At 44.6% G+C, this 18,404-nt stretch carries 11 protein-coding genes, 1 tRNA gene and 3 rRNA genes; 12 read left to right on the forward strand and 3 right to left on the reverse strand.

From position 1 onward, the window contains the following. The first annotated feature begins 330 nt into the window (after nt 1-330). The 6 genes from nudC to M1F03_RS01880 all read left to right on the forward strand — a co-directional run bounded on the left by nudC (nt 331) and on the right by M1F03_RS01880 (nt 5,012). Nucleotides 331-1,110, forward strand: a complete 780-nt coding sequence (gene nudC, locus M1F03_RS01855) for an NAD(+) diphosphatase (RefSeq protein ID WP_154624799.1) — start codon at nt 331-333, stop codon at nt 1,108-1,110. A gap of 222 nt (nt 1,111-1,332) precedes the next feature. Beyond that, on the forward strand, nt 1,333-2,397 hold the full coding sequence (gene hemE / locus M1F03_RS01860; protein ID WP_251464928.1) for a uroporphyrinogen decarboxylase: 1,065 nt from the start codon (nt 1,333-1,335) through the stop codon (nt 2,395-2,397). Nucleotides 2,398-2,492: 95 nt separating this feature from the next. Next, nucleotides 2,493-3,164, forward strand: a complete 672-nt coding sequence (nfi, locus tag M1F03_RS01865; RefSeq protein ID WP_196714209.1) for a deoxyribonuclease V — start codon at nt 2,493-2,495, stop codon at nt 3,162-3,164. A gap of 74 nt (nt 3,165-3,238) precedes the next feature. After that, entirely contained in the window at nt 3,239-3,826 is a 588-nt protein-coding gene (locus M1F03_RS01870) for a YjaG family protein (RefSeq protein WP_154624802.1), read from the forward strand. A 200-nt stretch (nt 3,827-4,026) separates the two neighbouring features. Continuing rightward, entirely contained in the window at nt 4,027-4,299 is a 273-nt protein-coding gene (locus M1F03_RS01875) for an HU family DNA-binding protein (protein ID WP_004924821.1), read from the forward strand. 89 nt (nt 4,300-4,388) lie between these two features. Then, nucleotides 4,389-5,012, forward strand: coding sequence for a DUF1481 domain-containing protein (locus M1F03_RS01880; RefSeq protein WP_154624803.1), 624 nt, complete (start codon nt 4,389-4,391; stop codon nt 5,010-5,012). A gap of 234 nt (nt 5,013-5,246) precedes the next feature. Here the strand turns inward: M1F03_RS01880 and purD are convergent, their stop codons facing one another. Together purD and purH are read right to left on the reverse strand one after the other, a co-directional pair. Further along, the gene (purD, locus tag M1F03_RS01885; RefSeq protein ID WP_163860569.1) at nt 5,247-6,530 is read right to left on the reverse strand and encodes a phosphoribosylamine--glycine ligase; all 1,284 of its coding nucleotides are present in this window, start codon (nt 6,528-6,530) and stop codon (nt 5,247-5,249) included. A 19-nt stretch (nt 6,531-6,549) separates the two neighbouring features. Continuing rightward, nucleotides 6,550-8,139, reverse strand: coding sequence for a bifunctional phosphoribosylaminoimidazolecarboxamide formyltransferase/IMP cyclohydrolase (gene purH, locus M1F03_RS01890; protein WP_154624805.1), 1,590 nt, complete (start codon nt 8,137-8,139; stop codon nt 6,550-6,552). 809 nt (nt 8,140-8,948) lie between these two features. Between purH and M1F03_RS01895 the strand changes: the two genes are divergently transcribed. The 4 genes from M1F03_RS01895 (at nt 8,949) to rrf (ending at nt 14,364) form a co-directional block, all read left to right on the forward strand. Beyond that, a 16S ribosomal RNA gene (locus M1F03_RS01895) occupies nt 8,949-10,488 on the forward strand. Between the two features lie 134 nt (nt 10,489-10,622). Then, a tRNA-Glu gene (locus tag M1F03_RS01900) sits at nt 10,623-10,698 on the forward strand. Nucleotides 10,699-11,043: 345 nt separating this feature from the next. Further along, nucleotides 11,044-14,129: ribosomal RNA gene (locus tag M1F03_RS01905) — 23S ribosomal RNA — on the forward strand. A gap of 119 nt (nt 14,130-14,248) precedes the next feature. After that, nucleotides 14,249-14,364 (forward strand): 5S ribosomal RNA (gene rrf, locus M1F03_RS01910). Together the 16S, 23S and 5S rRNA genes with 1 tRNA gene alongside form the textbook arrangement of a ribosomal RNA operon. 6 nt (nt 14,365-14,370) lie before the next feature. Here rrf and M1F03_RS01915 read toward each other — a convergent pair. Beyond that, a complete protein-coding gene (locus M1F03_RS01915; RefSeq protein WP_163860651.1) occupies nt 14,371-14,568 on the reverse strand; it encodes a hypothetical protein in 198 nt (65 codons plus the stop codon). 933 nt (nt 14,569-15,501) lie between these two features. Here M1F03_RS01915 and metA point away from each other — a divergent pair. Next, complete coding sequence (gene metA, locus M1F03_RS01920; protein WP_196713957.1) at nt 15,502-16,431, forward strand: homoserine O-acetyltransferase MetA; 930 nt, start codon at nt 15,502-15,504, stop codon at nt 16,429-16,431. 365 nt (nt 16,432-16,796) lie between these two features. Next, nucleotides 16,797-18,395 (forward strand): malate synthase A, encoded by a 1,599-nt coding sequence (gene aceB, locus M1F03_RS01925; RefSeq protein WP_154623067.1) that lies wholly within the window; start codon nt 16,797-16,799, stop codon nt 18,393-18,395. Nucleotides 18,396-18,404 lie beyond the last annotated feature (9 nt).

Consider the following 18,404-nt stretch of genomic DNA (forward strand, 5'->3'; position numbering starts at 1 on the left):
TATTGGTTAATTAGCATGCTAATTTTCTAACGTGACAGTGAGTTGACGGTTTTGTGACACTTTTTCGATATTTTGTGGAAGAAATTGTCTAAAAAGTGTCAAAAATAACCACTAAAAATGACGCATTACATCGTATTAGGCCACGCGTTTTTACATCCATTCATGACGTTAACTACCGACAGCGTATAGATCATGGATTGACGGCGTGCACGCTCCCTTTTTCACTAGCAGCGATAGTGTGATGCTTCATTTACAGGTTGCCTAGTTGCTCCTCCAGATATTTAATAGAGAAAGAGTAAAAATTGTTTATATCAATAAAAGATGTGAAAAATGAAAAAAGTAACATTAGTTGGAACAGAGCAAGGCTGGTGGTTTGTTTGTTTTGCTGGGCGTTTATGGCTACCACAAGGCGATGTGCCGCATGGAACGGCAAGTGACTGGTTATTATCCGGAAAAATTGCAACGCCGATTGGTGAGTGGCAAGGTGAAACCGTTTGGCTGATTGCTGAAAAAATGCCAGCAGATATGGCATCGCCTCGTTTGGTCGCTTCACAAGATGAAGGGTTGTTTCGTTTAGCAGGAAGAGGGGTACAACTCGCGGAATTTTACCGTTCACATCGCTATTGTGGATACTGTGGAACGGCGATGCGCCATAGTACAACCGAATGGGCATGTCTTTGTGACCATTGTCATGAGCGCTACTATCCACAAATTGCTCCTTGCATTATTGTCGCTATTCGTCGTGATGACCACATATTACTGGCTCAGCATCGTCGCCATACTCAAAACCCTCTCTTTACTGTGCTTGCGGGGTTTGTTGAAGTCGGTGAAACATTAGAAGAAGCTGTTGCGCGCGAAGTCATGGAAGAAAGTGGTATCAAAGTTCGCCATATTCGCTATGTGTCTTCTCAGCCTTGGCCATTTCCACACTCTTTGATGATGGGGTTTCTTGCCGATTATGAAAGCGGTGAAATCAACGTTGATCCGAAGGAATTAGTCAGTGCTGGGTGGTATCACTACAACAATTTACCGAAAATCCCTCCGAGTGACACTATTGCGAGACGTTTAATTGAGGATACCGTGGCACTCTGTCGCCAAGAGGACTATTGAGCGCCTAAATTGCCTAGGCGCTGATATTGTTATCTTTAACATGATATACTGAGCTTGCTTCAAGTTGTCGTGTTGTTGACTATGTTCATGTGTTTGCGTTGTATAACTATCAATGATCGAGTGACTCACCCTCTTGTTGCTTAGCAGCATCTCAAATTTTTGGAGTATACGAGTGTCACCCTTAGCCATTTGCGGCGGCCACTGATTATAATGGAGTAAATAATGACTGAGTTGAAAAATGACCGCTATCTACGTGCCTTGCTACGTCAGCCTGTAGATACCACCCCTGTATGGATGATGCGTCAAGCAGGGCGTTACCTACCGGAGTACAAAGCAACTCGCGCACAGGCTGGTGATTTTATTTCTCTGTGCAAAAACACTGAACTGGCCTGTGAAGTGACACTTCAGCCATTACGCCGTTTTCCATTAGATGCTGCAATTCTCTTTTCTGATATTCTGACTATTCCCGATGCAATGGGGCTTGGTCTCTATTTTGAGACAGGGGAAGGTCCTCGTTTCAAAAAGCCCATTACGAGCCTGAGTGATATTAAAAAGATTCCTGTACCTGACCCTGAAATGGAACTGGGTTATGTGATGGATGCGGTTAGAGCGATCCGTAAAGCGCTGAATGGCGATGTACCTCTTATTGGTTTTTCGGGAAGTCCTTGGACCCTTGCCACTTACATGATTGAAGGTGGAAGCAGTAAAGCATTCACTAAAATCAAAAAAATGATGTATGGAGAGCCAAATGCCCTTCACTTATTGCTCGATAAGCTAGCGGATAGCGTTATTTTATATTTAAATGCGCAAATTCGTGCGGGTGCTCAATCGGTGATGATCTTTGACACATGGGGTGGTGTACTGACAAAGCGTGATTACCAACAATTCTCGCTCCACTATATGCATAAGATCATTGATGGCCTACAGCGTGAAAACGAAGGTCGCCGTGTCCCTGTGACGTTATTTACAAAGGGGGGCGGGCAATGGCTAGAAGAGATGGCGGCAACGGGTTGTGATGCTTTAGGATTGGATTGGACAACGGAAATTGCCGATGCGCGCCGTCGTGTTGGTGATAAAGTTGCATTGCAGGGCAATATGGATCCATCAATGTTATATGCGCCAGTACCGCGTATCGAAGAAGAAGTTAAAAATATACTTGCGGGCTTTGGTCAAGGTAATGGGCATGTCTTTAACTTAGGCCATGGTATTCATCAAGATGTTCCGCCTGAGCATGCGGGAGCATTCGTAGAAGCCGTTCATCGTTTTTCACGTCAATACCATCAATAGTTGATCGGTTTTTAAACAGCGTACTGATATATTCTTGTAAGTACGCTGTTATCTTCTATCATTAATCGTTAATCATATTTAGTATTGAGTTCACCATGACAATAGATACCCACTTGTTGCGACAACAGCAAATAGAAAACGCACAACGGGTTGTATTACGTGATGAGGATTTACAACCGACTTTGATTGGTGGAGCCGATGTTGGTTTTGAACAACAAGGCGCTATCACACGTGCGGTGATAGCGGTTTTATCTTGGCCCGACTTACAATTGGTTGAATATCAGATTGCACGAATACCGACTCAGTTACCTTATATCCCTGGATTACTCTCTTTTCGTGAAGTGCCCGGGTTGGTAGCGGCTTGGGAACAACTCAATCATAAACCTGAATTAGTGTTAGTTGATGGGCAAGGAATCGCTCATCCTCGACGTTTTGGTGTTGCATGCCATTTTGGCTTACAGGTTGATATTCCCACAATCGGGGTTGCTAAAAGTCGATTGTATGGCGACTATAAATTGGTCGATGAGGAAAAAGACAGTGTCCAACCACTGACCCATGGAGAAGAACCACTTGGATGGGTGCTGAGAAGCAAAAAGCGTTGTAACCCACTGTTTATTTCGCCAGGTCACAAAGTGAGTGTTGACTCCTCCTTAAAATGGGTCGAAGGTTGTTTGAAGGGCTACAGACTCCCAGAGCCAACACGTTTTGCGGATGGAATTGCCTCGAATCGAGCGTTTTTTGAGCGAATGAAAGGGAAATCTAGCTAATTATCAGCAAAATATGTGGCATTGTCCGATTTTCAGGTAAACTGCGAAGCATTAAGATTGATGAGTCAGAAATTATGTTAAGAAATCCCATTCATTTGAGGTTGGAAAAACTAGAAAGCTGGCAACATGTTACTTTTATGGCATGCTTGTGCGAAAGAATGTACCCCAACTTTCAAATGTTTTGCCAACAAAGTTCGTTTGCTGATGCAAAAGTTTACCGCGCCATACTTGATTTGGTTTGGGAAACACTGGTCGTAAAAGATAGCAAAATTAATTTCGACAATCAGTTAGAAAAATTAGAGGAAATCATCCCATCTGCTGATGATTTTGACATGTATGGCGTTTATCCAGCGATTGATGCTTGTATTGCCTTAGGCGAAGTCATTCACTCTAAATTAAGCGGTGAAACCCTGAGTCATGCTATTGCGGTTAGTGAAGTGTCGATTCGTACCGTTGCTATGCTCGAAATGACGCAAGCCGGAAAGGAAATGTCAGAGCAGGAACTAAAAGAATTATCCTCTGTTGAGGAAGAATGGGATATCCAGTGGGAAATTTTCCGTTTACTGGCTGCCTGTGAAGAGCGAGACTTAGAGTTAATTAATGGATTAAAAGCTGACCTCCGCGAGGCGGGAGTCAGTAATATTGGCATTGCAATCAGCTAATTTTCGCGTTTTCATTGATAAAACGTGACTTAGAGCAGTAATGCTGATGACTAAGACTTCACATTTGCCCCTAGACTGGTCTACATTTAGGGGCAAGAAGAGAAGTGGCTATCGGGGGCGTGTATCAGGGGCTGTCAATTTGGCATATCCGACGCACTCGATGCTTTGCAAACGATAAACACACTGTGTAAGGATAATTTATGAACAAGACTGAATTAGTTGATGCTATCGCAGAATCAGCAGATCTGACTAAAGTACAGGCAAAAGCAGCATTAGAATCAACACTGAATGCTATCTCAGAAACGCTGAAAAAAGGCGAGCAAGTACAACTGGTCGGTTTCGGTACTTTCAAAGTCAGCCACCGTGCAGAGCGTACCGGTCGTAACCCGCAAACTCGCGAAGAAATCACTATCCCAGCAACTAACGTTCCTGCTTTCTCTGCCGGTAAAGCACTGAAAGAAGCGGTAAAATAAGAAAGTTGCAAACAAGAATTATCAGGAGGGGGAGACTACGACCCCTTTTGTTCATTCGGAAAGGGTTGCTGGTATTGGGAGCACTCTCAATGCTCAGCGCCTGTTCTTCTCGCTCTAACTTCCCAGAATTTAGTGCAAGTGGATTTATCGCTGATAATGGCGTAATCCGTATGTGGCGTCTGAACGATGCTAAACATGATCCTCAAGTGCTAATGGTGGTTTACAGCCCCTATAAAGGCACCGATACCTCAGTTAATTTCTTTGAATACCGTTCAGGTCAGCTTTGGCAAATCCGTAGCCAGATCTTAAATGCAGGCGAACAAGAAATCATGGAACAGCTTCGCTTTGATAAAAACGATGATGTCGTTTTTATGCAACGCGTAGAAAAAGATCGCAAAACAGCCCTGTCGTCTGATGATATTATCCGCTGGCGTTTTGAAGCGAAACGTATTCTCGATATTAATACAGCCCTAGTTGTTGGTGATGTTAAGTTGTATCAAGGTCACTGGTCACAAGACAAAGTGGTTACTTGTGAAGGCGATACCAAAAAAGTCATCTTTGAGCCTTATGCTCAGAATTGGTTAGAAAATCGGGCAAAGGTATGGCATAAGCAATTAAATATTGCTTGGTTGGAATCGCCCGAAGGAAATCAGCTTTTGATGGTAGCAGATACAGATTTTTGTCGCTGGCAACCTAGTAAAGATTCATTGTAATCTCACCGCTTGTCGTCTTTCGCATTCTCACGTTGTTGGCTTCAGCAACTCACCCCCCCAGTCACATACCTGTGTATACTCCTGAAGATAAGTTACTGTGCCGCCTAGTTAGGCAACGAAATACTGAGAGCTTTTGTCTGTTAGAAACAAAAACAGAAATACAATAAAAAAGCTGATAAAGCGGTTTTGTTGAAACCTGTTTATCAGCTTAATGGACTGAGTTTTTTGTGGTCGTTACTTCAAACGTGCAATGGCACGATAGCCAATATCTTTACGGTAAAAACTGCCATCCCAATGGATATTTGCCGCGGCTTGATAGGCTTTTTGCTGGGCTTGAGCAATATCATTACCGAGGGCTGTAACACACAGTACGCGCCCGCCAGCCGTCACGACATCGCCATCTTTCAGTTTTGTTCCCGCATGGAACACTTTGCTATCTGTCGCTTCTTCGGTTGGTAAACCGAGGATCACATCACCGTTACGATAGTCGCCAGGGTAACCACCCGCAGCAATAACAATGCCTAATGCAGGGCGCTCATCCCATGATGAACCCTTACCTGCTAACTCACCTTTTGCGCCAGCAAGACATAATTCAACGAGATCAGATTGTAGACGCATCATAATTGGCTGAGTTTCAGGATCACCAAAACGGCAGTTAAACTCGATAACTTTTGGATTGCCTGCTTTGTCAATCATGAGTCCTGCATAGAGGAAACCTTGATAGCGATGACCTTCTGCATCCATCCCTTGCACTGTTGGATAGATAACTTGTTCCATAACGCGTTGGTGGATCTCATCTGTCACAACAGGAGCGGGGGAATATGCCCCCATACCGCCAGTATTCAATCCGGTATCACCATCACCAACACGTTTGTGATCTTGACTGGTTGCCATAGGAATAACATTTTCACCATCCACCATGACGATAAAACTGGCTTCTTCGCCATCAAGGAATTCCTCAATAACGATACGATGACCTGCATCACCAAATGCATTACCCGCGAGCATATCCTGTACGGCATCTTTAGCTTCTTCGAGCGTCATCGCGACGATCACACCTTTACCCGCAGCAAGTCCATCGGCTTTAATTACGATGGGGGCACCGACTCTATCTAAGTAGGCTAATGCTGGTTCTACCTCGGTAAAATTTTGATAGGCAGCGGTTGGGATATTATGGCGAGCTAAGAAGTCCTTAGTAAAAGCCTTAGAGCCTTCTAGCTGAGCCGCTCCTTGAGTCGGCCCAAAAATGGTTAGGCCTGCTTTTTGAAATGCGTCAACCACCCCAAGTACTAAAGGCGCCTCAGGCCCAACAATGGTTAAGCCAATTTGCTTTTCTTTTGCAAACGTTAATAAACCATCAATATCAGTTGCAGAAATAGCAACATTTTCCAGTGATGGTTCTAATGCAGTACCTGCATTACCTGGAGCGACATAAACTTTATCTGCAAGCGGAGATTGTGCCGCTTTCCACGCTAAAGCATGTTCGCGGCCGCCACCACCAATAATTAAAATATTCATACTGTTACCCTACGTTAAATTAATGGCGGAAATGACGCATATTCGTGAAAATCATGGCAATACCATGTTCGTTAGCGGCATCAATGACTTCGTTATCGCGAATAGAGCCTCCAGGCTGGATCACGCAAGTGACACCAACTGCTGCTGCTGCATCAATACCATCTCGGAATGGAAAAAAGGCATCGGATGCCATTGCACAACCTGCGACTTCTAAGCCTTCATCGGCGGCTTTGATACCCGCTATTTTGGCTGAGTAGACTCGACTCATTTGGCCTGCACCAATTCCAATTGTCATATCGTTTTTGGCATACACAATCGCATTGGACTTCACAAATTTAGCCACCTTCCAGCAGAACATAGCATCTTTTAATTCACGTTCAGTCGGTTGACGTTTTGTGACTACACGTAGCTCATCGGCCTGAACCATGCCTAAATCACGATCTTGTACTAGCAAACCGCCATTAACACGTTTGAAATCTAGCCCCGCAATAGGTTTATTCCACTCTCCACAGGTCAGAACTCGAACATTTTGCTTTGTTGCTAATATAGAAAGCGCATCGTCTGCAACGGTTGGCGCGATAATGACTTCAACGAATTGACGTTCAATAATGGCTTCGGCGGTCGTTTTATCTAGCATACGGTTAAATGCGATAATGCCACCAAAAGCCGAAGTTGGATCGGTTTTAAATGCACGTTCATACGCCGCGTGGATGTTGTTACCGATTGCAACACCACAAGGGTTAGCGTGTTTGACTATCACACACGCAGGCTCTTCAAAAGATTTTACGCATTCCAAAGCGGCATCTGTGTCCGCTATATTATTATAAGACAATGCCTTGCCTTGGATCTGTGTCGCTGTTGCGATAGACGCTTCTTGAGGATTTTCTTCTATATAGAAAGCGGCATCTTGATGGCTGTTTTCGCCATAGCGCATATCTTGTTTTTTAATGAAATTTAAATTCAAGGTACGAGGAAAGCGTCCGGAAGGCTGTGTTGTATCACCATAATAAGGAGCGACTAGCTCACCAAAATAGTTAGCAATCATGCTGTCATACGCAGCGGTATGTTCGAATGCTTTAATTGCAAGGTCAAAACGTGTGGACCAATTTAATGAATTATCGTGATTATCGAGTTCTTCTATGATTTTTTCGTAATCAAGGCAGTTAACAACAATCGCGACATCTTTATGGTTTTTAGCCGCAGAGCGAACCATTGTTGGCCCACCAATATCGATGTTCTCAACAGCATCTTCTAAAGTGCAATTAGGTTTGGCAACTGTTTGTGCGAATGGATATAAATTTACAACGACCATATCTATCGGCTCGATAGCATGCTGTTGCATGATAGCATCATCTATACCTCGGCGGCCTAAAATACCGCCATGCACTTTAGGGTGTAGTGTTTTTACTCGCCCATCCATCATTTCAGGGAACCCCGTATAGTCTGAAACTTCGGTAACGTTTAACCCTGACTCTGCAAGCAGTTTTGCGGTTCCACCGGTAGAGAGCAGTTCAACACCTCGCTGAGAAAGCGCCTTAGCGAATTCAACAACACCTGTTTTATCAGAAACACTGAGAAGGGCACGACGAATAGGACGAAGCTGTTGCATGAGATAGATCCCTTGGATAAGAAAGCAATAAAACCGTAAGAGTTAGTGGAAAGAGTAAAATGACTCTTCTTATATATATCTATTGTGTGTTGCCATCGCTTAAATGCATCAACATCGTAATAGATAGAGATAACCTACTAACAATTTCAGAACATAAAAACAAAATCAACGATGAATTTTCAGGCTAATTGTAACGCAAACGTTTGCGTAATGCGCGTTATATTTTAATTATTTTTATGATTGTGGATAACATTGTGAATAAGACTGTATAAGGGGGTGTTTTGCTGTGGAATGCATCAATCAAACAAAAAAGTGAAAAAAAGAGTTGCCAGAATTTCCTGACTCCCTATAATGCGCATCCGTTGTCACGACAAACCGCTTCGGTGGTCAGGTTGAAAAAGAAACCCTCGTGATGACTGAGGTGAAAAAGAGAGAAAAAGTTGAAAATAATCACTTGACTTTCTGACAGAAAAACGTAGTATACGACACCTCGCGACAACAACCTAAACGGTTAATATCGAAAGATAAAGTCGCAACGCTCTTTAACAATTTATCAGACAATCTGTGTGGGCACTCACAGGACACTATCAAAAAAATATTTGATTTTAAGTCTTGAAGAGTGACTAACACGTTAATTCATATATGAACTAACAATGTGCAATTCGATTGTGGAAGGATAACGCGAAGGCGAGTGAGCATTTCCGAGACAGTACTGAAGTACGGCGAGGAAAGCGGAGCGAAGCCGACAATGTTAGCCGAAAAGAAGCGAATTGATAAACAGTTTAATTCTTTGAGCATCAGACTACTTTTAATTGAAGAGTTTGATCATGGCTCAGATTGAACGCTGGCGGCAGGCCTAACACATGCAAGTCGAGCGGTAACAGGGGAAGCTTGCTTCTCGCTGACGAGCGGCGGACGGGTGAGTAATGTATGGGGATCTGCCCGATAGAGGGGGATAACTACTGGAAACGGTGGCTAATACCGCATAATCTCTAAGGAGCAAAGCAGGGGACCTTCGGGCCTTGCGCTATCGGATGAACCCATATGGGATTAGCTAGTAGGTGGGGTAATGGCTCACCTAGGCGACGATCCCTAGCTGGTCTGAGAGGATGATCAGCCACACTGGGACTGAGACACGGCCCAGACTCCTACGGGAGGCAGCAGTGGGGAATATTGCACAATGGGCGCAAGCCTGATGCAGCCATGCCGCGTGTATGAAGAAGGCCCTAGGGTTGTAAAGTACTTTCAGTCGGGAGGAAGGCGTTGATGCTAATATCATCAACGATTGACGTTACCGACAGAAGAAGCACCGGCTAACTCCGTGCCAGCAGCCGCGGTAATACGGAGGGTGCAAGCGTTAATCGGAATTACTGGGCGTAAAGCGCACGCAGGCGGTTGATTAAGTTAGATGTGAAATCCCCGGGCTTAACCTGGGAATGGCATCTAAGACTGGTCAGCTAGAGTCTTGTAGAGGGGGGTAGAATTCCATGTGTAGCGGTGAAATGCGTAGAGATGTGGAGGAATACCGGTGGCGAAGGCGGCCCCCTGGACAAAGACTGACGCTCAGGTGCGAAAGCGTGGGGAGCAAACAGGATTAGATACCCTGGTAGTCCACGCTGTAAACGATGTCGATTTGGAGGTTGTGCCCTTGAGGCGTGGCTTCCGGAGCTAACGCGTTAAATCGACCGCCTGGGGAGTACGGCCGCAAGGTTAAAACTCAAATGAATTGACGGGGGCCCGCACAAGCGGTGGAGCATGTGGTTTAATTCGATGCAACGCGAAGAACCTTACCTACTCTTGACATCCAGAGAACTTAGCAGAGATGCTTTGGTGCCTTCGGGAACTCTGAGACAGGTGCTGCATGGCTGTCGTCAGCTCGTGTTGTGAAATGTTGGGTTAAGTCCCGCAACGAGCGCAACCCTTATCCTTTGTTGCCAGCGATTCGGTCGGGAACTCAAAGGAGACTGCCGGTGATAAACCGGAGGAAGGTGGGGATGACGTCAAGTCATCATGGCCCTTACGAGTAGGGCTACACACGTGCTACAATGGCGTATACAAAGAGAAGCGACCTCGCGAGAGCAAGCGGAACTCATAAAGTACGTCGTAGTCCGGATTGGAGTCTGCAACTCGACTCCATGAAGTCGGAATCGCTAGTAATCGTAGATCAGAATGCTACGGTGAATACGTTCCCGGGCCTTGTACACACCGCCCGTCACACCATGGGAGTGGGTTGCAAAAGAAGTAGGTAGCTTAACCTTCGGGAGGGCGCTTACCACTTTGTGATCCATGACTGGGGTGAAGTCGTAACAAGGTAACCGTAGGGGAACCTGCGGTTGGATCACCTCCTTACCATTGAAGTGTTCCTGTGAAGTGTTCACACAGATTGTCTGATGAAAAGTAGAGCAATAGGCTATACGTGGGAGACTTACCAAAGGGTAAGGCTTGCATGAAATAGGCCACAACATGGTTGTGCAATATTTCGTGTCCCCTTCGTCTAGAGGCCTAGGACACCGCCCTTTCACGGCGGTAACAGGGGTTCGAATCCCCTAGGGGACGCCAATTGCGCCGATATCGAGTGAAAGACGATGTCCTCAATAATGATTAAACTAATTCACTGAGTTAGTTTAACAATTATGCTCTTTAACAATCTGGAACAAGCTGAAAATTGAAACAACGCACATTGTTTATCGCTTAAACAATGTGAGAGTCTCTCAAAATTTCAAACCTGAAATTTTCGATCATTCAAACGAGTGGCATGAGCGAGCAGTGTGAAATTCGCGGCGTAGGAGCGCAGTCAGCGCAGCGTACATTGGTACGTGAGCATGACGAGCACCGCGCAACAAAGAATTTCACCACGCACAGCAATGACAGTTAGGTGATCGTTGAAACAATTTCGGGTTGTGAGGTTAAGCGACTAAGCGTACACGGTGGATGCCTAGGCAATCAGAGGCGATGAAGGACGTGCTAATCTGCGAAAAGCGTCGGTAAGGTGATATGAACCGCTATAGCCGACGATGTCCGAATGGGGAAACCCAGTGCAATTCGTTGCACTATCGTTTGATGAATCCATAGTCAAACGAGGCGAACCGAGGGAACTGAAACATCTCAGTACCTCGAGGAAAAGAAATCAACCGAGATTCCCCTAGTAGCGGCGAGCGAACGGGGAGCAGCCCAGAGTCTTAATCAGCATCAGCATCAGGAGAACGGTCTGGAAAGTCCGGCAGTAAAGGGTGATAGCCCCGTATCCGAAGGTGTTGGTGTTGTGAACTCGACGAGTAGGGCGGGACACGTGTTATCCTGTCTGAATATGGGGGGACCATCCTCCAAGGCTAAATACTCCTGATTGACCGATAGTGAACCAGTACCGTGAGGGAAAGGCGAAAAGAACCCCAGCGAGGGGAGTGAAATAGAACCTGAAACCGTGTACGTACAAGCAGTGGGAGCCCCATCACTCAAGTGCCTCGGCAATTGAGTGAGGGTTTAAACAACCACCACAAGAACAGCGCAGGATTTGCAAACAAGATTGGCTGATTTTTTCAAGCCGCAGCGCAGTGTACATAGAAGTACACGAGCAGCGGAAGTTAAAAAATCGGGAAAGATTGGCCGCAAAGACAAGCGGGACATTTGAGGATGGGGTGACTGCGTACCTTTTGTATAATGGGTCAGCGACTTATATTCTGTAGCAAGGTTAACCGTATAGGGGAGCCGTAGGGAAACCGAGTCTTAACTGGGCGATTAAGTTGCAGGGTATAGACCCGAAACCCGGTGATCTAGCCATGGGCAGGTTGAAGGTTGGGTAACACTAACTGGAGGACCGAACCGACTAATGTTGAAAAATTAGCGGATGACTTGTGGCTGGGGGTGAAAGGCCAATCAAACCGGGAGATAGCTGGTTCTCCCCGAAAGCTATTTAGGTAGCGCCTCGTGAACTCATCTTCGGGGGTAGAGCACTGTTTCGGCTAGGGGGTCATCCCGACTTACCAACCCGATGCAAACTACGAATACCGAAGAATGTTATCACGGGAGACACACGGCGGGTGCTAACGTTCGTCGTGAAGAGGGAAACAACCCAGACCGCCAGCTAAGGTCCCAAAGTCATGGTTAAGTGGGAAACGAAGTGGGAAGGCTCAGACAGCCAGGATGTTGGCTTAGAAGCAGCCATCATTTAAAGAAAGCGTAATAGCTCACTGGTCGAGTCGGCCTGCGCGGAAGATGTAACGGGGCTAAACCATGCACCGAAGCTGCGGCAGCGACATTTAGATGTTGTTGGGTAGGGGAGCGTTCTGTAAGCCTGCGAAGGTGTGCTGCGAGGCATGCTGGAGGTATCAGAAGTGCGAATGCTGACATAAGTAACGATAATGCGGGTGAAAAACCCGCACGCCGGAAGACCAAGGGTTCCTGTCCAACGTTAATCGGGGCAGGGTGAGTCGACCCCTAAGGCGAGGCAGAAATGCGTAGTCGATGGGAAACAGGTTAATATTCCTGTACTGGTGATAATTGCGATGGGGGGACGGAGAAGGCTAGGCTGGCCGGGCGACGGTTGTCCCGGTTTAAGGATGTAGGCAGGTGAATTAGGCAAATCCGGTTCACTACATGCTGAGGTCTGATGACGAGTCACTACGGTGGCGAAGTAGCTCATGCCCCGCTTCCAGGAAAAGCCTCTAAGCTCTAGATTATCATTAATCGTACCCCAAACCGACACAGGTGGTCAGGTAGAGAATACTCAGGCGCTTGAGAGAACTCGGGTGAAGGAACTAGGCAAAATGGTGCCGTAACTTCGGGAGAAGGCACGCTGGCGCTAGGTGAAGTCCCTCGCGGATGGAGCTGAAGCCAGTCGCAGATACCAGCTGGCTGCAACTGTTTATTAAAAACACAGCACTGTGCAAACACGAAAGTGGACGTATACGGTGTGACGCCTGCCCGGTGCTGGAAGGTTAATTGATGGGGTTATCCGTAAGGAGAAGCTCTTGATCGAAGCCCCAGTAAACGGCGGCCGTAACTATAACGGTCCTAAGGTAGCGAAATTCCTTGTCGGGTAAGTTCCGACCTGCACGAATGGCGTAATGATGGCCAGGCTGTCTCCACCCGAGACTCAGTGAAATTGAACTCGCTGTGAAGATGCAGTGTACCCGCGGCAAGACGGAAAGACCCCGTGAACCTTTACTATAGCTTGACACTGAACATTGAGCCTTGATGTGTAGGATAGGTGGGAGGCTTTGAAGTGTGGACGCCAGTCTGCATGGAGCCAACCTTGAAATACCACCCTTTAATGTTTGATGTTCTAACGTGGCCCCATTATCTGGGGTGCGGACAGTGTCTGGTGGGTAGTTTGACTGGGGCGGTCTCCTCCCAAAGAGTAACGGAGGAGCACGAAGGTTGGCTAAGCATGGTCGGACATCATGCGGTTAGTGCAAAGGCATAAGCCAGCTTGACTGCGAGAGTGACGGCTCGAGCAGGTACGAAAGTAGGTCTTAGTGATCCGGTGGTTCTGAATGGAAGGGCCATCGCTCAACGGATAAAAGGTACTCCGGGGATAACAGGCTGATACCGCCCAAGAGTTCATATCGACGGCGGTGTTTGGCACCTCGATGTCGGCTCATCACATCCTGGGGCTGAAGTAGGTCCCAAGGGTATGGCTGTTCGCCATTTAAAGTGGTACGCGAGCTGGGTTTAGAACGTCGTGAGACAGTTCGGTCCCTATCTGCCGTGGGCGTTGGAAGATTGAAAGGGGCTGCTCCTAGTACGAGAGGACCGGAGTGGACGCACCACTGGTGTTCGGGTTGTCATGCCAATGGCACTGCCCGGTAGCTAAGTGCGGAAGAGATAACCGCTGAAAGCATCTAAGCGGGAAACTTGCCTTGAGATGAGTCTTCCCTGACTCTTTAAGGGTCCTAAAGGAACGTTTAAGACTAAGACGTTGATAGGCTGGGTGTGTAAGCGTAGCGATACGTTGAGCTAACCAGTACTAATGAACCGTGAGGCTTAACCTGACAACACCGAAGGTGTTTTAGAGAGAACGTTGTGAAGCGCACGCAGAGTGTGAGAAATTAGCTTGTTCAAGATTGCTGTTCTGGTTGGTGCAAGCCGACGGGAACAAAAACCGAATTTGTCTGGCGGCAATAGCGCGGTGGTCCCACCTGACCCCATGCCGAACTCAGCAGTGAAACGCCGTAGCGCCGATGGTAGTGTGGGGTCTCCCCATGTGAGAGTAGGGAACTGCCAGACATTAAATTAGTGAGAAAGCCACCCGATGGGTGGCTTTTTTGCGTTTGGGGGATGTGATACCGTTTTATCATCCTTCTGCCTTACTGTCACCACCAACCCCATCCACGGCACTTCCTCACCAATCCTGCACCAGCGAACCGCATATTGATGGCCAATACATTGAGTAGAGATAAAGGAATGGCTCACTATTCGACTTATTTTCATGGTTGAGACCATTTTATAGGATGACTGGTGTTTATTTTTATGAATCGCAATCGGTATCGAAATAACATAATGGTTTAGATCGCTTTATCATACTGAGTACTCGATATCCATCTCATCAACTTATAGGTAAATAACTCGCTAGCTTATAAGCTCTGGCCTCAGAGGCTGTTAGGGGAGAGTCAAATAGCGGTAGAGGTCATTGACGACCTTTAGCTCATTCTTGTTGAAGATGGTTTTTTATTATTCTGACCATAGAAGGAGACGAATATTTATTGAGTATCGATAATAATTTAGCGATCTATAAGTAAGTTTTAACACTTTAACAATTAAATTTTTGAAAATTAATTAATTTAAAGAATGAATAAGTCGTTTAAAGCGTTTTTTTCTGCATCTTTTATTAAAATACGACAACTAATAATATCAATAAAATCAACTCATAAAGTAAAAGCCATTCAGTTTATTGATCTTATGCCATTCCTGCTTGCTATATCGGTTAGCGATAAACGAGTCACGCATCCTTTATGAGGGCTAGTTCGCATACGAGATATAGGTGTAGAGTTGCATGAGTGATGATTGGCCGCTTACATTTTACTGCTATTAATTGCTATTTATCATTCGCTACAGCATCGAGTCTCACTCCTTCCTGCCATCTTTCTATCCAATCAGCTACTTCTTCCAGATTCGATAAATTACATATTATATAAATACAAATTCTAATAAATTTTGAGTTATATAACCTGATGGTTTTTATAATAATATTTTAATAATCAATTAATTATAAGTCTTATATATTTATAAGGAGAAGTGAATTTAATCTAATATCTTGAAATTATTTCAATTGGTCGTGAAAGTCTCGACATTGGGGGCAATTTTAGTTAAATTGTTTGGCATTCTAGAAGTCTAAACGTATAAATGTATAAAAGGGGATAAAGGATGCCAATTCGTTTACCAGATGAGTTGCCCGCGGTAAATTTCTTGCGAGAAGAAAATGTTTTTGTCATGACAACGACAAGAGCAAGCCTTCAGGAGATCCGTCCCTTGAAAGTATTACTGCTTAACTTAATGCCTAAAAAGATTGAAACTGAAAACCAATTTTTACGTTTACTATCGAATACTCCGCTTCAAGTCGATATTCAATTATTACGTATTGACCAGCGAGAATCTAAAAATACTCCAGCAGAACATTTGGATACGTTTTATTGTGACTTTGACGATATTAAAGACCAAAACTTTGATGGATTAATCGTCACGGGTGCACCCCTTGGCCTAGTTGAGTTTTGTGATGTGGCGTATTGGGAACAAATAGAACAAGTTCTTCACTGGGCGAAGGATCATGTGACATCGACCCTATTTGTTTGCTGGGCTGTGCAAGCGGCGCTTAAAGTACTTTATGACCTCCCTAAATGGACTCGAGAAGAAAAGTTATCTGGTATCTATCAGCATGATACCCTTGAACCTTTCGCCTTGTTAACAAGGGGATTTGATGGCTCTTTTTATGCACCACATTCACGTTATGCTGATTTTCCTGAAAAACTTATTCGCGAGTATACCGATTTAGAAATATTGGCGAGTTCACAAGAAGCGGGCGCATATTTATTCGCATCGAAAGATAAACGACTGGTTTTTGTTACAGGTCATCCGGAATATGATGCCGAAACCCTTGCTCAGGAATATTGGCGTGATATGGATGCAGGCCTCTCACCTAAAATACCGTGTAATTATTTTAAAGAAAATGATCCGGAAAAGGATCCCATTGTTAGCTGGCGTAGTCATGGTCACCTACTTTTCTCTAATTGGTTGAATTATTATGTGTATCAGATCACACCTTTTGATCTTAGCCATATGGAACCTACTTTAGACTAAAAAACAGTCAATATTCTAGTAAAATAGCGATTTAAAAGAGTATTAAATGTGAGTTGTAAGTATTTTTAGTTAGTTAAACTAAGTTATGTGTTTTTGGAAGAATCAAAGCAGCCATTTATTGGCTGCTTTTTTGTTTTTTACGATAAATTGATAATGAGTTGTTATTCTTATAACACATTGATTTAACTTACGTTTAACATCTTATCATCTTAAAAGGGAACGTATAATCATAATTAAATTTATTTAAATTATGTTTATTATCAATTGATTATGTTGGTTTTAAAATAAAATGGAAACCGTTTTTGATTTATTTTTATTTTAGGTTAATCTTAATTCTATCGGCGGACATGAATGAGGATTGACTAATGGACCAGCAGTTATCAGCATCAACATTAACGTTTACAAACAGTTTTAATCAGCAAGATAGCGAGGTGCTAACGGCTGATGCTATCGCTTTTCTGTCGGATCTTGCAGAAAAATTTTCAGCTAAAAGAGAATCTTTATTAAAAGAACGGCAGGTTAAACAGCAGCAAATTGACTCAGGCGTGTTACCTGATTTTATTTCAGAAAGTGATTCCATTAAAAATTCCGACTGGAAAATTCAAAATATCCCTGAGGATTTGCGTGATCGCCGAGTCGAGATCACTGGCCCTGTTGAACGCAAAATGGTGATTAATGCACTGAATGCCAATGTAAAAGTTTTTATGGCTGACTTTGAAGATTCCCTTTCTCCGTCATGGGATAAATTGATTGATGGTCAAATAAATTTAAGAGATGCAATTCGTGGGGATATCTCCTATACCAATGAAAATGGAAAGGTCTACCAATTAAAATCTAATCCAGCAGTCCTGATTGCCCGTGTGCGTGGCCTGCATTTAGATGAAAAACATGTATTGCTTGAGGGAAAACCAATTCCTGGTGGCCTGTTTGATTTCGCTCTCTACTTTTTCCATAACTATGCAGCGTTACTGGCAAAAGGAAGTGGCCCTTATTTTTACATACCGAAACTTGAGTCTTGGCAAGAGGCTAAGTGGTGGAGTGATGTGTTTAGCGCGGCTGAAGATACCGTTGGTTTACCAAGAGGAACGATTAAAGCGACCGTTCTTATTGAAACACTGCCTGCTGTTTTTCAAATGGATGAAATTTTATATCACATGCGTCATCACATTGTTGGGCTTAACTGTGGCCGTTGGGATTACATTTTTAGTTATATCAAAACATTAAAAGAGCATTCAGATAGAGTCTTGCCTGATCGTCAGGTAGTGACGATGACACAACCTTTTTTAAGTGCTTATTCGCGTTTATTAATTAAAACCTGCCATCGTAGAGGCGCTTTTGCGATGGGAGGCATGTCGGCCTTTATTCCAAGTAAAGACGCGGAAGAAAACAAGGCTATCTTAGCGAAAGTTAAAGCGGATAAAGAGCTGGAAGCACGCAATGGGCATGATGGTTCTTGGGTTGCACATCCAGGATTGGCTGACACTGTCATGGACGTTTTTAATCACGTTTTAGGTGAACGCAAAAATCAATTAGATGTGTCTCGTGAATCCGATGAAGAGATTAGTGCTCAACAGCTATTACAACCTTGTGAAGGTGAGAGAACTGAAGCTGGTATGAGAGCCAATATCCGTGTTGCGGTGCAATATATCGAAGCTTGGATCTCTGGGAATGGGTGTGTACCTATTTATGGTTTGATGGAAGATGCCGCGACGGCTGAAATATCTCGTACCTCTATTTGGCAATGGATACGTCATGGAAAGTCACTTTCAAATGGTGAAAAAGTCACGAAAGCACTGTTTGAAGAGATGCTAGATGAAGAGTTGCAAGTCATTCAACAAGAGCTTGGCGATCAAAAATTCCAACATGGTCGTTTCCGTGAAGCAGCAGATTTAATGCGCAGGATAACAACACAGGATGAATTAATAGAATTTTTAACTGTGCCGGGCTACCAACTTATTCAGTAATCAATATAG

The sequence above is a fragment of the Providencia sp. PROV080 genome (assembly GCF_033688105.1).
GTDB classification, from domain to species: domain Bacteria; phylum Pseudomonadota; class Gammaproteobacteria; order Enterobacterales; family Enterobacteriaceae; genus Providencia; species Providencia zhejiangensis.

Coding starts and splice junctions, on each gene's coding strand:
- purD (WP_163860569.1), bottom strand. CDS start 6,530: ATGAATATTTTAATTATTGGTGGTGGCGGCCGCGAACATGCTTTAGCG.
- purH (WP_154624805.1), bottom strand. CDS start 8,139: ATGCAACAGCTTCGTCCTATTCGTCGTGCCCTTCTCAGTGTTTCTGAT.
- M1F03_RS01870 (WP_154624802.1), top strand. CDS start 3,239: ATGTTAAGAAATCCCATTCATTTGAGGTTGGAAAAACTAGAAAGCTGG.
- M1F03_RS01880 (WP_154624803.1), top strand. CDS start 4,389: ATGCTCAGCGCCTGTTCTTCTCGCTCTAACTTCCCAGAATTTAGTGCA.
- M1F03_RS01915 (WP_163860651.1), bottom strand. CDS start 14,568: ATGAAAATAAGTCGAATAGTGAGCCATTCCTTTATCTCTACTCAATGT.
- nudC (WP_154624799.1), top strand. CDS start 331: ATGAAAAAAGTAACATTAGTTGGAACAGAGCAAGGCTGGTGGTTTGTT.
- nfi (WP_196714209.1), top strand. CDS start 2,493: ATGACAATAGATACCCACTTGTTGCGACAACAGCAAATAGAAAACGCA.
- metA (WP_196713957.1), top strand. CDS start 15,502: ATGCCAATTCGTTTACCAGATGAGTTGCCCGCGGTAAATTTCTTGCGA.
- hemE (WP_251464928.1), top strand. CDS start 1,333: ATGACTGAGTTGAAAAATGACCGCTATCTACGTGCCTTGCTACGTCAG.
- aceB (WP_154623067.1), top strand. CDS start 16,797: ATGGACCAGCAGTTATCAGCATCAACATTAACGTTTACAAACAGTTTT.
- M1F03_RS01875 (WP_004924821.1), top strand. CDS start 4,027: ATGAACAAGACTGAATTAGTTGATGCTATCGCAGAATCAGCAGATCTG.